Consider the following 13655-nt stretch of genomic DNA (forward strand, 5'->3'; position numbering starts at 1 on the left):
GAGGGTGTTCGGCGTGCTGGAAGTCCCGCTCTGGTTGTGGGGGGCGTTCGCCGCTACGGTGGTGGTGTCGCTGGCGGTGGACCTGCTGTCCCACCGCACCGCGCACGTCATCCGTTTCAAGGAGGCCGCCGCCTGGAGCGGCCTGTGGGTGAGCCTCGCCCTGATCTTCGGCGCGGTCGTCTTCCTCGTCCTGGGCACCACCGCCGGCACCGAGTACACGACGGCCTGGCTGCTGGAGAAGAGCCTGTCGGTGGACAACCTGTTCGTGTTCGCCGTGATCTTCGCCTACTTCAGGGTGCCCCGCGCCTATCAGCACCGCGTGCTGTTCTTCGGCGTCATCGGTGCCCTCGTCTTCCGCGGCATCTTCCTCTCCCTCGGCGTGGCCGTGGTCAGCCGCTTCACCGCCGTGCTGTTCGCCTTCGCCGCGGTGCTCTTCTACAGCACCTACAAGCTCCTCAAGGGCGAGGAGGAGAGCTTCGACCCGGGCAACAGCTTCGCCGTACGGATGCTCCGCAAGATCATCCCGGTGCGGGACGAGTACGCCGGGGCGAAGTTCTTCGTCAAGGAGGCCGGGAAGCGGGTGGCGACGCCGCTGCTGGCGGTGGTCGCCGCGATCGAGGCCGCCGACCTGATCTTCGCCGTCGATAGCGTGCCGGCTGTCCTCGCGGTCAGCGACGACGCGTTCATCGTCTACACCAGCAACACGTTCGCCATCCTGGGCCTGCGTGCCCTGTACTTCATGCTCGCCGGCCTGCTGGACCGCTTCCACTACCTCAACAAGGGCCTGGCGATCATCCTCGCCTTCATCGGGATCAAACTCATCCTCCAGGCATCCCACAAGCTGATCAGCCCCAGCATCCCGGAGATCCCCTCACCGATCAGCCTCGCGGTCATCGTCATCGTCCTGACAGGCTCCGTGCTGCTCAGCCTCAGAAGGCCCCTCCCAGCAGGCGCGCACCGGAAACGGTCAGGCACAGCGACGCCCTCAGGGCCACCGGTGGGTGCCCCGGCTGTGCAGGAATCCTGTCGGCCTTGGCGGGTAGGGGATGCCGGCATGCAGGGGCGGTCGGCTGGTCTCTGAAGCTCTCAGGGGGCCAGGGCGCGTACGGTCAGTCCGAGCCCTACGAGGACGACCAGGGCGGAGGTGGCCACCGGTCCGATGCGTGTGGCGGTGCCGACGAGCCGGCGCAGCCGTGGCTGGTCACCGGCCGCCTTGATGCGGCCTTTGACGTGGAGGAGCAGCAGTCCCGCGAGGGTGAGGGTGGCGGCCATGCCCAGGCCGTAGGCGATGACGAGGAGAACACCGAAGGTAGTGCGGCCGAGGGCGACGGCGCCGAGGAGGACGACGAGGGCGGAGGGGCTGGGAACGAGTCCGCCGGCGATGCCCATGCCGATCAAGCCGGCCTTTCCGGCCGGGCGGAGGGTGTGGGTGTGGGTGTGGGTGTGGGTGTGCCCGGAGGGCGCCTGCTCGTGCGCTCTGCGCGAGGTGGGGACCGGGGCCGGAGCGGTGAGGACGGGGGTAGCGGCGGGAGCGGATGCCGCCACACCGGTAGGGGCTGCCGTCGGCGGAGCCGGGTGGTGACGTGGCCCGTGCTCGTGGTGGTCGTGCCCGTGATGGTGGTCGTGGTCGTGCTCGTGGTGGTCGTGCCCATGATGGTGGCCGTGGTGATGGTGGTGGCCGTGGGCGGGTTTGTTGCGGAGGGCTCCGGTCAGAAGCCACAGGCCGATGCCGGTGACGATGAGCCCGCTGGTCGTGCCGAGCCAGGCCAGGACGGATTCGCCGGCGAGGTGGGTGGCGGCGGGGAGAGCGAGGCCAAGAATCAGGACGCCTGCGGTGTGGGTGAGGGTGACCGTCGCGCCGACGGTGACGGCGTCACGGCGGGTTCCGCGGCGTCCGGCGAGGTACGCGGCCATGATCGTCTTGCCGTGGCCGGGCAGGAGAGCGTGGGAGGCCCCCAGAACGATGGCGAGAAGAAGGGCGAGGAGGCCGACGGGAAGGGTGAGCTCGTGCCGGGAGACGAGCGCGTCGAACCAGCTCGTGATCCGGTCGGCAGGTGTCCCTGCCGGGCCGGCGGCGGGCGTGGTGGTGTCGGTGGTGCCGTCGGCGGGGGTGGTGTGCAGTTCGGCCGTGCGCTGGTCCAGCGGGGTGGCGAGCGGGTCCGGCGGGTAGCGGCGGAGCTCCTGTGTGGGGGAGGTGGTGGGAAGCAGGGTTCCGGTGATGCGCAGGCCCATGCCTTTGGCTGTGATCTCCCGCCATCCGATGCGGGTGGTGTCGTAGCGGGTGTCGACCCTGATACCGCCGCCGCGCCCGAGCGGGGCGGGAGCGGTGTAGGTGCAGGTGAGGCGGCTGGTTTTCAGTCCCGCTTCGCCGGGTTCCCAGGTGAGTCGCGCGGCCCCGGGGATCCAGCGTGCGGGGCCTGCAGGTGTGTGCAGGTGGAGTTGCCCGGCCAGGGCTGTACAGGTGGTGCGGGCATACCGCGTGGTTTCGTCGCGGGTGAGGGCGTTGTCGCGGTCGGTGTCGATGAGGGGACGCTCTTGGAGGGCGGCGATTTCGGCGCGGTCGACGATGACGGTGGCGTCGATGCGGTCCGGGTGCAGGGTCAGGCCGGTGTGGTAGTTGACGGTGAAGTTGCCCAGCGGGTGGGCCGGAGCGGCGGCCGCGGCCGGGGTGGTGAGGCTGCAGAGGGCGGTGAGCAGGCCGGCGGCGGTGAGGGCGCGGTGGGCTGGGTTCATGGGTGCGTGCCGATTCGCTTGTCCAGGGCACGCGCGTGGGCGGCGTGCAGCGGGTTGAGTGCGGGGGCCGGGCCGAGTGCCGCCTTGAGGTCGGTTGCGGCGGCCGTTTTGTTGCCCAGTGCGTGGTGGATGGCGGCTCGGTGGTAGCGCCACAGTGCCTGCCGGGTGCCGAGCGCGAGGGCTTGGTCGGCGTGTTCGAGGGCTTCGCGGTGCCGGCCGGCGCGGTGCAGGGCCCAGGCGTAGGCGTCGTGGACGGCGACGAACGGCCGCTCGCGCAGAGCTTGTTCGGCCATGATTACGGAACGTTGGGGGCTGCCGTGGTCGGCTTCGAAGAGGATGGCATCGGTATCCGGCGGCCCGCCGGCGGAGACGCGGAGGGTGTCCTGGGCCCGGAGCAGCGTGAACGGGGCTTCGGCCTGTTCCTCGTGTCCCAGAGCCTGGTGCGTCTCGCCGAGGGCGAGCAGCAGGTGCGGCAGGGGTGCGATGTCCGTCGCGCGCTGCCAGTCGGCGCGTGCCTGATTTGGCTGGCCGAGAGCGGCGTGGGCGCGGGCTCGGGCGTCGAGAAGGGCGGGGTCGGCCGGTGCCTTGCGCAGCCCCTGGTCGGCTTCCTTCAGCGCCAGGCGGGCGTCGCCGTCCTCGAGGGCGATGCCGGACAGGCAGGCGTGGGCGAAGGCACGTTCGCTGTCGGTGGTGGCCGCGGTCAGGGAGCGCCGCATCAGTTCGGCAGCTCGCTTGGTGCTGCCGCGCAGCTCGAAGACGTAGGAGGCGCGGGCCAGGGATGCGGCATCGGGCCGCAGGTCGTTCATCTTCTGCACGGCCTGCTCCGCTTCGCGGTACTGGCCGAGCTGGGTGTGGGCGTCGGCCAGGACCCCGTACGCGGCCGGGTTGTAGGGGTCGCTGGTGAGGGCCTTGTTGGCCCAGGTGTGTGCAGTGGTGAAGTCGTGGCGGGCGGCGGCGAGCGCGGCCATGCCGGTTTCGGCGCCGGTGTTGCCACGGGCCTGGAGCGCGAGGGAGCGGCGCAGGGCCTTCTCGGCTGTGGCGTAGAGGGCGGGGTCGGCCGTGGTGCGTGCCTGCTCGACGTGGGCCATGCCGAGGGCCGACCAGGCGTTCCAGTCGCCCGGCAGACGCTCCAGGCGCGCGGTCAGGGCCTGGACCGTGCCAGCGGGCCTGGCCCCGGCGGTTGCTGGAACGGTGGCTGCGGGCGGGCTGGGACTGCCGGGGTCGATGAGGACGGCGCCGGCGGCGAACATCGCGGTGCCCAGCGCAAGGGTGACAGCGACGGCTTTCAGTCTGCGACGGCGGTGCGGGGGCGTGTGCGGATCATGATGCATCGATGAGGGGTGCCTGTTCTGCGTGAGGTGACGCGCTCCGGGGCCGGATGGGAAGTGGTCCGGCCCCGGAGCCCTAAGGGAAGGGTGGCGTCACATCAGGCGCGGTTGCGGCGGCGCATCCGCCATCCGGCCGCCGCGAGCAGGACAGCCCCTACGCCGCCGAGGGAGGCCGCCGACTTCTCCTTGCCCATGGCCATGCCGGACGGTCCGCTGTTGACGGACTTGGTGTGCGGCAGGGCCAGGTAGGGGAACGAGGTGCCGAAGGGGACCTCGTTGGCGTTGACCTTGTCGCCGTCGGCGAGTGCGGGGACGAGCTGCCCGGTCTGGGCGGCGCCTTCGACGGCCTGGAGAGAGATGTCGATGACGTCGTCGGTCAGGCGGCGTCCGTTGGGGAATCCGGCCAGGTCGCCGGCGAGGACGCCGTACCGGTTCGGGTTCGCGGCCGGGGGTACGGCCATGTTCAGGCGCAGTTCCTCCGCGGGGACGATCTTGCGGAGATTTGCGTCGCGGTTGAGGCGGTGGGCGTTGAGGTCGGCCTGGATCGACCCGCACGCCTTGCAGATCCCGGTGAGGTAGATCTCGAACAGGTCGTTGCGCGGGGCGGGCGGGGCGGGGACGCCGTAGACCTGCTGGATCAGCTTGGGCAGGATCGGGTCGAGGACCTTGTCGACGACCGGCTGGACGGTGCGGTCCTGGTCGGGGTTGAGGGTGTTGAAGGCGTCCTTGAACTTCAGCGGGACGACGACCTCGTTCACCAGCGGGTTGCCCAGGCGGGAGACCTGCTTCCACTGGTCGCCGTGTCCGGTGCGGGAGTCGGATACCTGGACGCCCTTGCGGTCGGTCGTCGACCAGATACCCACCACCGGGTTCCGCGACGGGTTGTAGTTGAGCGCGAGGTGCTTCTTGGGGATCTGCAGGGCGACGGAGTTGACGTTGTAGCCGGCCAGGGTGTCCTGCCCGCGCTCGGACAGGTCCCCGCCGTACAGCAAGTCGAAGACCCTCAGGTCGGCGAAGAACGGGTCCTCGGCCTGACCGGCGAACGCCTTCCCGCCGCCCGGCAGGGAACGCACGGCCTGGGCACGCAGCGAGGCGTAGTTCGGCATCGAGGCCGGCCCCACCCGCGACGGTGCGGCGGGCACGTTGGACAGCAGGACCCTGCTCTTGCCGTGGCGGGTTTCGGTGAGGTCGTAGACCTGCCGGAAGTTCAGGTCCGCGTCGTCGAGGGTGGTGACGGGGCCGGTGTTGTAGAGGAACTGGTTGGCGGCGTCGCGGATCTGGTTCTTGAACCGCCAGGTGTAGGTGACGTCGGCGTTGCCGTCACCCGTGTTGTCGATCTTGATGTTGTAGCGGAGGTCCTCGCCGAAGGCGTAGAAGTTCGGTCCGCCGTTGGGCTCCTCGAACGGGATCCAGTTCGCCAGCAGGGTGACGGTGTCACTCTTGTCGGGGCTGGTGAACGCGTACACGTCGGTGTTGTCGGCGCGCGGGTCGCCGGCGATCAGCGGCGCCTCGCGGTGGCTGGAGGCGGAGCTGACGCCGGGGCCGAGGGTGAGGACGGCCATGGCGGTCGCGAGCGCGCCGGAGCCGAGGACGAGCAGGGAGTGGTCCAGCATCCGGCGCCGGCCGGACGCCGTGGAGGTTGCCTTCACGAAGAGGTGCTTCCTTCCCAGCAGGGTGCGCACCGGGCCCGGCCTGATGAGGCGGGCGGCGGTGCCGCTACGGGCTTGTGCGGGTGGCGGTCGGCACCGCGGCGAACGAGGGGTTCGCACTGCCCGGGCAGGGTCAGGAAAGGCAACGGGGACTGACCAAGGTCCGGACACACCATCGCGCAGGGCTGCGCAGGGCGAAGGAAACCACGCCCGGGCGACGCCGCGCGCCCACCCGCGACCCGCGGCTGGCGTGTCCGGAACCGCGGAAAGGGCGATCTCGCAGGTCAGAGGATTGCCTGCTCCGGCTTCGAGTCACGGGCGACACACAGCATCAGCCTTAGCCCGAATGAGCCAACAACCCTTTACTGCAACCTAATTGCAACAGCGCATTAGTTGTGATGGACGCGCCCGTCACTTGCCGTGGCCACTCCGATGGCCCCTGACGTCCACAGGGCCCAGAGGTGAAGGCGGTCGTCCGATCGCTGCCATCGGCCAGCGGCGGCGTTGTGCCGTGAAGCGGGTGCTGTCGCATTCGGGACCGGGCAAGGCTGGGCTGTCCGCTCGCGCGGGCAGGCGCGCGGCCTGGGCGGGCTGGGTGTCCAGGACTGCCGCAAGAGAGCGGGGCAGAACCTCCTGCCAGCCCAGCAGCCGCAGCCCGCGTACCCCGCTGCCGTCCCGGCAGATCTCAAGCCCCGCACAGTCCGTGGACTGCCATTTCTCGTCCGTAACCACGACCACACCGTCACCACCAGCAGCGCCACACCCACCGGCCGGTGGCCCGGCGCGCTGCCGGTCCCACCCGGATGGCGCAGCCCGGGCCGGCGCCCTTGGGCCAGGCGGGTGGCATCCGCCCCGGGCACCCGTCCCCTGCGGCGACGGTGACGAATCCATCACGAGACCTGGGCCAACCTGGCCCGGGCCCCGATGAAGGAGTGAACATGCGCAACCGGACCGTGACCGCGGCTTCCGCGGTAGTCCTGGCCGCCCTGTGCGCGGCGCCCGCGCTGGCGGCGTCCGACACGGCCGCCAAGACGCTGCCCGCCCACGACCACAAGGCCCTGCACGCCATCGGACTGACCGGCGACCAGCGCCTCGTCGAGTTCGACGTCCACAAGCCCTCCAAGACCTGGTCGCTGGGCAAGGTGTCGGGGCTGTCCGGCGACACCAAGCTCGTCGGGATCGACTTCCGCGTCCAGAACGAGAAGCTCTACGGCGTCGGCGACAAGGGCGGCATCTACACCCTGAACACCACCAACGCCAAGGCCATGAAGGTCTCCCAGCTGACGGTGGCCCTGGCCGGCAGCACGTTCGGCGTGGACTTCAACCCCGCCGCCAACCGGCTTCGCGTCATCTCCAACACCGGACAGAACCTGCGTCACAACATCGACGACGCGGCCGCCCCGCTGGCCACGATCGTCGACGGCACCCTGACCAACCCGACCATGCCGCCGTCGACCGCGATGGGGGTGACCGGCGCCGCGTACACCAACAACGATCTGAACGCCGCGACCGCGACGACACTGTTCGACCTCGACACGATGGCCGACCGCATCTCGCTGCAGTCTCCCGCCAACGCCGGCACCCTGGCTCCCACCGGGAACCTCGGTGTGGACGCCGCTCTCGACGCGGGCTTCGACATCTACTCCGACCCCAGGACCGGTATGAACCACGGTTTCGCGGCCATCGGCACCGGCGGGGCTTACCGCCTCTACGCGGTCGACGTGCTGACCGGCAAGGCCACCGGCAAGGGCGCCTTCCCGAAGACGCACCAGGTCACCGACCTGGCCCTGCCCGTCAACCAGAAGTAATCCGCCGCCGGTCGGGCGAGGCGCAGCACCCTGCTGCGCCAGGCCCGAGCGGGTTCTGCTGGCGTGCGGCGGTCAGGCCGGTGGCCCTGTACCCGTCCGAGGAGGACGGGTACAGGGCCACCGTGGCTTGCGGACCTCGTGCGAAGGATCTACTTCGGCATGAGGACGGTGTCGATGATGTAGACGTTGGCGTTGGCGGTCTTGACGTTGCCGCAGACCACGTTGGCGGTGCCGTTGACCTTGTAGGACTCGCCGGATCCGGTGGTGGTGACCATGCCCTTCTGGAGGGTCTCGAAGCTGCCGTTCTCCAGCTGCTGCGGGGTGAGCTTCTGGCCGACGACGTGGTACGTGAGGATCTTGGTGAGCATCGCCTTGTCGGCGAGGACCTTGTCGAGGTCGGCCTTCGGGATCTTCGCGAAGGCGTCGTTCGTCGGGGCGAAGACCGTGATGTCCTTGGCGTTGTTCAGGGTGTCCACCAGGCCGGCCTGCTTGACCGCGGTCACCAGGGTGGACAGGGCCGGGTTGTTGGACGCGGCGGTGGCGACGGGGTCCTTGGCCATGCCGTCGAAGGAGCCCGCGCCCTCCTTCGGGACGCCCGCGCAGGCGGGGCCGAACGGCTGGTCGCCGGTCATGCTGTCGCCTGCCGGGGTGCTCTCGCCGGTCTTCGCGGCGTCCTCGGCGGTCGCGCTCGGGGCGGCCTTGGTGTCGCTGCCGGAGTCGGAGCACGCGGCCAGGGACAGAGGCAGCATCGCTGCGGCGGCGACGGCGATCGCGGTACGGCGGATCTTCATGCTGTTCATGATCGGTAGCTCCTTGAAGGGCTTCTCAAAGGGGGGATGCTTCAGGTGGTTGGTTGTGCTGCCCGGGCCGGCCGGCATGCCGGGGCCGGGTGGTCTAGGGGACGGTGACGAAGACGCTGTGCCAGCCGCTCGCACCGTCGGGGATGGTGCGGGTGCGCTGCTCGGTCTGGACCTGGCCGGTGCCGTCGGTGGCGCGGACGGTGAGGTTGTGTCCGCCGGGGGTGGCGTTCCAGCGGTAGGACCACTGGCGCCAGGTGTCGACGCCCGCCTGGGCGGCGAGGTCGGCGTCCTGCCACGGGCCGTCGTCGACGCGGACTTCGACGCGGGTGATGCCGCGACGCTGGGCCCAGGCGACGCCGGCGACGGTGACGGCGCCCGCGGCGGGTCGGGCGAAGGGCTTGGGGGTGTCGATGCGGGCCTGGGTCTTGATCGGCGCCTTGCGGGCCCACTTGCGCTTGACCCAGTACGGGTCGTAGGCGTCGAAGGTGGTGAGCTCGATGTCCTCGATCCACTTGCAGGCCGACACGTAGCCGTACAGGCCGGGGACGAGCATCCGGACGGGGAAGCCGTGGTCGAAGGGCAGTGGCTCGCCGTTCATGCCGACCGCCAGGATGGCGTCGCGCCCGTCCATCACGTCCTCGACGGGGGAGCCGAGGGTCATGCCGTCCACGGAGCGGGCCACCAGCTGATCGGCCCGTCCGCCCTTCGACGGCGGCTTGACGCCGGCTTCCTCCAGGAGGTCGGCGAGGGGGATACCGAGCCAGCGGGCGTTGCCGATGTAGGGGCCGCCGACCTCGTTGGAGACACAGGTCAGGGTGATGTCGCGCTCGATGAGAGGACGGGCCAGCAGCTCGTCGAGGGTGTAGGTGCGCGGCCGGGTGACGCCCTTGCCGTGGATGCGCAGCCGCCAGGTGCCGGCGTCGACCTTGGGAACGGTCAGGGCGGTGTCGACGCGGTAGAAGTCGGAGTTGGGGGTGGTGAAGGCCGTGATACCGGGCACCTTCAGCTGGACGCCGGCCGGGACGGCGGGGGCCGGGGAGGCGGGCTTGGGAAGCACCAGGTTCTCCCGGGAGGCGATGGCGCCCTGGCCTTGCCGGCCGGTGAAGTAGCGTCCCAGCGCTCCGGCCGAGGCCGCGGCGACGGCGGTCACACCGGCAGCGGTGAGGAACCCTCGCCTGCTCCATCCCCCGGGGCCGTCCTGGCCGTCCGCACCGGCCACGGCAGGGACGTGGGCGGCTTTGGACGCCAACAGGTACAGCACGGCGGCTCCCGCAACAGCCCCGCCGATCGAGGGCAGCGCGTCGCCGAGGCCGGTGGAGTCGGGGCGGCTGAGAGCGGCCGCGGCCCCGACGATCCCGAACAACAGCACACCCGCGGCCCCGATTCGCCGGTGCGCCAGGGCGAGGACGCCCAGGGCGACGGCGATCAGGGCGAGGATCGCGAGGATTCCCAGCTGCAGGACCGTCTTGTCGTTCTCTCCGAACGTGCGGATGGCGAAGTCCTTCACCGCGGCCGGCGTCCGGTCGATCACCGCGCCGCCGACGACCGTCACCGGCCCGGCCGCCGGCCGCACCAGCCCGGCGGCCAGCTCGGCCACGGCCAGGGCCGTGAACGCGGCCAGGAGTCCGGCCAGCGCGCCCATCACGGCGCGGACAAGTTTGCTGCGGAAGCTGCTCACACCCGGCATTCGGCAGCCCCCACCCGGCGGATTGGTCCCACCCCCAAAAGAATGAACTCCCTCCCCGAGTTGCCCTTCACAGCGCGCAGGCGGTGGGGCGACCCCGGGGCCCCGGCACCCGAGGCGGGCCCCCGGGCGGCGGGGGCTGGCGGTGCCGGTCGGGAAGTGGCGCGCCGTTACCTCGCGTCCGGCAACCGAGGACGTACCGGCCGGCAGGGCGGTGCAGCGGGACGCCAACCGGTGACGGCAACGGAGCGCAAGACCTCGGTCCTGCTGCCGGGCCGGTCCTGCCGGAATAGCAGGTAAGGCGGGAGATCACCCGGACGGGCGCTCGAGAGTCTCCGCAGCTTCAGGGCAATCCATCAGGATTTTCGTCACGAATCATCACTGGAAGCAGCACCGGATTACCGGCCGCAGCGTCAGCCACTGGGTTCGCGCCCACCGGGACCGCCACGACACGTGGTGACGACCGGCAAGCCGCCGCCGAGTTCACGGATCACCGGGACCCCACGGCGTTCCCCTTCTACTCGGTCTTCACTCTGTGGGGACCGCTCAATGCGAGGTCATCATGGACACCGCCATCGCGCCCTGCGGATGTCCGGCCACCCTGCACGTCCCGCTCCTCTCGGGCGGACAGGCGGCCCGCCAAGCCCGTCAGGCCACGGCACGGCTCCTGTCACAGGAGGCGGATGCCTGTCCGCGCGAGGTTGCCGATGATCTCGCGCTGATCGTCTCGGAGCTGGTCGGCAATGCGGTGCTGCACGCCGACGGACCCTACGCGCTCACGTTGAGCCTGGAGCGGGGACGGGCGGGGGTCGCCGTCAGCGACGGCACGGCGGACCTGTCAGGAAGTCACCGCGACGCGCAGCGTACGGAGCCGGGGGGCCGGGGACTGAAGATCGTCCGGGCGCTGGGGGCGGACCTCTTCGTCAGCCCCTGCGGCCGGGGCAAGCAGGTCATCGCGGTCCTCACCTGGTAGCCCAGGCACCGGGATGCGGCGCCGCGGGCGGCTGTGCCGACAGCCGCCCGCGGCCGACCCGCCCGGATCACGGTGCCTTCCGGGCGGATCACCGGTCCGCGCCACCCCGTCGTGCCGGCGGCGGACCGGGGCTCTTGTCGCGGTGCTCGATCAGGCGTTGACGCAGGTGTTGCCGAAGGACGGGTTCAGCAGCCCGATCACGCTGACGGTGTTGCCGCAGGCGTTGACCGGGATGTGGACGGGAACCTGAATGAGGTTGCCCGAGCCCACTCCCGGCGAGTACGCGGCCACTCCCTGCGCACCGGCATCGGCCGACGCCATCGACGCGCCGCCGACGACCACCGCGCCGGCTGCCAGGGCCACCGCCAGACCGTGTCGCACACGAACCATGTGAACTACCTCCCATGAGGGTGTCTCGGCCGAGCAACCCGCACGGCCGGTGAGGGGAGCAGGAGAACGTCGTTCCGCTCTCCTCACGCACCGTCTTCGCCGCCGTACGCCCTGCGGCTTGGCCGTTGCGTCCGGCTTCCCTCGAACGGGTTACTCGGTGCTGGCGCGGGTGACGAAGCGCACCCATCCCCGCGCCCATCCGCTACGAAGAACGGACGAGGCACCTACAGGTTTCGGCGACCGGACCGCCCCCGGGCGGTCCGGTCCGATCGAGCGACGACAAAGGACCGGCATGCGATGGACGCCCCGCCCCCCGACGGCCTGCCCAGGCCGCCCCTTCGCCTTCTCACCACGACCGGAGCGGTACAGGTGAACCAACCGCTTCCCTTCGGCGCCGGCCACAACGGCCGCCCCGACCCCGGCGACCTCACCGAGATCATGGGCAAGGTGGCGCACGGCGACAAGCAGGCGTTCTCCGTCCTCTACGACGCCCTCGCACCGCTGGTGTTCGGCATCGCGGTCAAAGTCGTGCGCGACCGGGCGCAGTCCGAGGAGGTCGCCCAGGAGGTCATGATCGACTTGTGGCGGCAGGCGGCGCGCTACCGGCCCGAGGCCGGCGCGGTGACGGCGTGGGCGGCGACGATCGCCCACCGGCGTGCCGTGGACCGGGTCCGTTCCGCCCAGGCTTCCGCCGACCGCGAGCAGGCCCAGGCCGCCCGCGAGCACACCACCGCCTTCGACGAGGTCACCGAGCAGGTGGAGACCCGTCTGGAGTCCGAGCAGGTCCGCCGCTGCCTGCGCGGCCTGACCGAACTGCAACGTCAGGCGGTGACCCTGGCCTACTACCGGGGGCTGACCTACCGTGAAGTCGCCGAAGCCCTGCGCACGCCTCTTCCCACGATCAAGACACGCATGCGCGACGGGCTGATCCGGCTCCGCGACTGCATGGGGGTGACCACATGAAACACCACGCCACCGACGCCCACACCCTGGTTGCCGCCTACGCGCTGGGCGCACTCGACGATTCCGAACGCGAGGACTTCGATGCCCACCTGCGGGCCTGCGAGGCATGCCGGCAGGAAGCCGCAGAGTTCCGGGCGACCGCGGCGCGCCTGGCAGCAGCGGTCGCCCAGCCACCGCCTGCGGCAGCCAAGGCACAGGTCATGGCGGCCATCGACGGGGTGCGCCAGCTGCCCCCACGCATCCCCGCCCCCAGCGCGGCGCCCGCCCTCGGCGGCATCCTGCGACGCCGGGCCGTGCCCCTGGCGCTGGCCGCCAGCGTTGCCGCGGCCGCACTGGGCGGCGTCGCGGTGTGGCAGACGCAGAACGGACAGGACCTCGAACAGCGGGCCCGCCAGGCCCAGCAGCAACTCGACGCGGTCAGCGCCGTGCTGGCAGCTCCGGACGCCCGCACCGTCCACGGACGGGCCGCCAACGGAGCCCTGACCACCGTCGTCGCCTCCGAGCGGCAGAACAAGGCCGTCTTCACCGCCGCCAACCTGCCCGCACCCGCCGCAGGCAAGACCTACCAACTGTGGCTCGACCACGACGGCACCATGCGCCCGGCCGGACTCATCCACGGCGACGGCACCGTCGTCCTTGCCGGCGACCCCGCCGACGCGGGCGCCGTCGGCCTCACCCTCGAACCCGCCGGAGGCTCCCCCCAGCCCACCACCGACCCCCTGCTCCTGATGACCCTTCCCGCCTGACCAGCCGCCCCCGCATCGAGCAGCGATCGAGGTACCTCATGGCAAGCACCCCGGAGATCGGGGACATCGTCGGCGACTTCTGCCTGCCCGGCGGGCACCTGGACGGCGAAACCTTCCACCGCCGCGACTACACCCTGTGCGAGCAGCGCGGCAAGCCACTCGTTCTCGCCTTCTACCCCGGCGACGACACCCCCGTGTGCACCGCGCAGCTGTGCTCCTACTCCGACGGCCTGGGCCAACTCCAGGCCGCCGGAGCCACCGTGTGGGCCATCTGCCCCCAAGGGGTCGACAGCCATGAGAACTTCGCCCGCAACCGCAGGCTGCGCATGCCCCTGCTGTCCGACGGGGGACGTGCGGTGGCGAAGTCCTTCGGGATCAGCGCACCCCTGATCGGCCTGCGACGGTCGGTGTTCATCATCAACGGCCACGGCCGCCTGCACTGGAAGCACGTCACCGCCGTAGGTGCCACCTACCCGCCCGCCGTCACGCTGAGCACACAGCTCGCCGGCCTCACCGGCTGAACCGGCACGCCTCTACGCCCGGACCCTCCACCCCGCCACCACACATCACGCCCAATCCGA

General features: G+C 70.9%; 12 protein-coding genes. 6 read left to right on the top strand and 6 right to left on the bottom strand.

The window, feature by feature from the left end; all coding sequences use genetic code 11:
• The first annotated feature begins 13 nt into the window (after positions 1-13).
• The gene (locus L6E17_RS21465; protein ID WP_236242372.1) at positions 14-1081 is read left to right on the top strand and encodes a TerC family protein; all 1068 of its coding nucleotides are present in this window, start codon (positions 14-16) and stop codon (positions 1079-1081) included.
• 5 nt (positions 1082-1086) lie between these two features.
• Here L6E17_RS21465 and L6E17_RS21470 read toward each other — a convergent pair whose 3' ends face one another.
• The 3 genes from L6E17_RS21470 to L6E17_RS21480 all read right to left on the bottom strand — a co-directional run bounded on the left by L6E17_RS21470 (position 1087) and on the right by L6E17_RS21480 (position 5674).
• Positions 1087-2733: a nickel transporter gene (locus tag L6E17_RS21470; RefSeq protein ID WP_236242373.1), complete on the bottom strand. Its 1647-nt coding sequence runs from the start codon at positions 2731-2733 to the stop codon at positions 1087-1089.
• Positions 2730-4064 (bottom strand): tetratricopeptide repeat protein, encoded by a 1335-nt coding sequence (locus L6E17_RS21475; protein ID WP_236242374.1) that lies wholly within the window; start codon positions 4062-4064, stop codon positions 2730-2732. Before L6E17_RS21475 ends, L6E17_RS21470 begins: the two co-directional genes overlap by 4 nt.
• A gap of 95 nt (positions 4065-4159) precedes the next feature.
• Positions 4160-5674, bottom strand: a complete 1515-nt coding sequence (locus tag L6E17_RS21480; RefSeq protein ID WP_236242483.1) for a DUF4331 domain-containing protein — start codon at positions 5672-5674, stop codon at positions 4160-4162.
• A 974-nt stretch (positions 5675-6648) separates the two neighbouring features.
• Between L6E17_RS21480 and L6E17_RS21485 the strand changes: the two genes are divergently transcribed.
• Positions 6649-7518 (top strand): DUF4394 domain-containing protein, encoded by an 870-nt coding sequence (locus L6E17_RS21485; RefSeq protein ID WP_236242375.1) that lies wholly within the window; start codon positions 6649-6651, stop codon positions 7516-7518.
• A 149-nt stretch (positions 7519-7667) separates the two neighbouring features.
• On the opposite strand, the gene L6E17_RS21490 is transcribed toward L6E17_RS21485, so the two are convergent.
• Positions 7668-8318, bottom strand: coding sequence for a fasciclin domain-containing protein (locus L6E17_RS21490; RefSeq protein WP_236242376.1), 651 nt, complete (start codon positions 8316-8318; stop codon positions 7668-7670).
• 94 nt (positions 8319-8412) lie between these two features.
• A complete protein-coding gene (locus L6E17_RS21495) occupies positions 8413-10005 on the bottom strand; it encodes a molybdopterin-dependent oxidoreductase (protein WP_236242377.1) in 1593 nt (530 codons plus the stop codon).
• Positions 10006-10564: 559 nt separating this feature from the next.
• On the opposite strand from L6E17_RS21495, the gene L6E17_RS21500 reads away from it, so the two are divergent.
• A complete protein-coding gene (locus L6E17_RS21500) occupies positions 10565-10975 on the top strand; it encodes an ATP-binding protein (RefSeq protein WP_236242378.1) in 411 nt (136 codons plus the stop codon).
• Positions 10976-11125: 150 nt separating this feature from the next.
• On the opposite strand, the gene L6E17_RS21505 is transcribed toward L6E17_RS21500, so the two are convergent.
• The gene (locus L6E17_RS21505) at positions 11126-11365 is read right to left on the bottom strand and encodes a chaplin (RefSeq protein WP_236242379.1); all 240 of its coding nucleotides are present in this window, start codon (positions 11363-11365) and stop codon (positions 11126-11128) included.
• A gap of 369 nt (positions 11366-11734) precedes the next feature.
• On the opposite strand from L6E17_RS21505, the gene sigK reads away from it, so the two are divergent.
• Genes sigK through L6E17_RS21520 form a run of 3 tightly spaced genes read left to right on the top strand, consistent with a single transcriptional unit; the run spans position 11735 to position 13595 of the window.
• Positions 11735-12328 carry an ECF RNA polymerase sigma factor SigK gene (gene sigK, locus L6E17_RS21510; RefSeq protein ID WP_374109109.1) on the top strand — a complete coding sequence of 198 codons (594 nt, stop codon included), beginning with the start codon at positions 11735-11737 and terminating at the stop codon, positions 12326-12328.
• Positions 12325-13074 (top strand): anti-sigma factor domain-containing protein, encoded by a 750-nt coding sequence (locus tag L6E17_RS21515; protein ID WP_236242380.1) that lies wholly within the window; start codon positions 12325-12327, stop codon positions 13072-13074. Before sigK ends, L6E17_RS21515 begins: the two co-directional genes overlap by 4 nt.
• Before the next feature lie 38 nt (positions 13075-13112).
• Positions 13113-13595, top strand: coding sequence for a peroxiredoxin (locus L6E17_RS21520; RefSeq protein ID WP_236242381.1), 483 nt, complete (start codon positions 13113-13115; stop codon positions 13593-13595).
• Positions 13596-13655 lie beyond the last annotated feature (60 nt).

It is taken from the genome of Streptomyces sp. CC228A, from assembly GCF_021390935.1.
Classification (GTDB): Bacteria; Actinomycetota; Actinomycetes; order Streptomycetales; family Streptomycetaceae; genus Streptomyces.

Excerpts from the sequence above, each read along its gene's own strand:
- L6E17_RS21470 (WP_236242373.1), bottom strand. The coding sequence starts at position 2,733 with ATGAACCCAGCCCACCGCGCCCTCACCGCCGCCGGCCTGCTCACCGCC.
- L6E17_RS21475 (WP_236242374.1), bottom strand. The coding sequence starts at position 4,064 with ATGCATCATGATCCGCACACGCCCCCGCACCGCCGTCGCAGACTGAAA.
- L6E17_RS21480 (WP_236242483.1), bottom strand. The coding sequence starts at position 5,674 with ATGCTGGACCACTCCCTGCTCGTCCTCGGCTCCGGCGCGCTCGCGACC.
- L6E17_RS21485 (WP_236242375.1), top strand. The coding sequence starts at position 6,649 with ATGCGCAACCGGACCGTGACCGCGGCTTCCGCGGTAGTCCTGGCCGCC.
- L6E17_RS21490 (WP_236242376.1), bottom strand. The coding sequence starts at position 8,318 with ATGAACAGCATGAAGATCCGCCGTACCGCGATCGCCGTCGCCGCCGCA.
- L6E17_RS21495 (WP_236242377.1), bottom strand. The coding sequence starts at position 10,005 with ATGCCGGGTGTGAGCAGCTTCCGCAGCAAACTTGTCCGCGCCGTGATG.
- L6E17_RS21500 (WP_236242378.1), top strand. The coding sequence starts at position 10,565 with ATGGACACCGCCATCGCGCCCTGCGGATGTCCGGCCACCCTGCACGTC.
- L6E17_RS21505 (WP_236242379.1), bottom strand. The coding sequence starts at position 11,365 with ATGGTTCGTGTGCGACACGGTCTGGCGGTGGCCCTGGCAGCCGGCGCG.
- L6E17_RS21515 (WP_236242380.1), top strand. The coding sequence starts at position 12,325 with ATGAAACACCACGCCACCGACGCCCACACCCTGGTTGCCGCCTACGCG.
- L6E17_RS21520 (WP_236242381.1), top strand. The coding sequence starts at position 13,113 with ATGGCAAGCACCCCGGAGATCGGGGACATCGTCGGCGACTTCTGCCTG.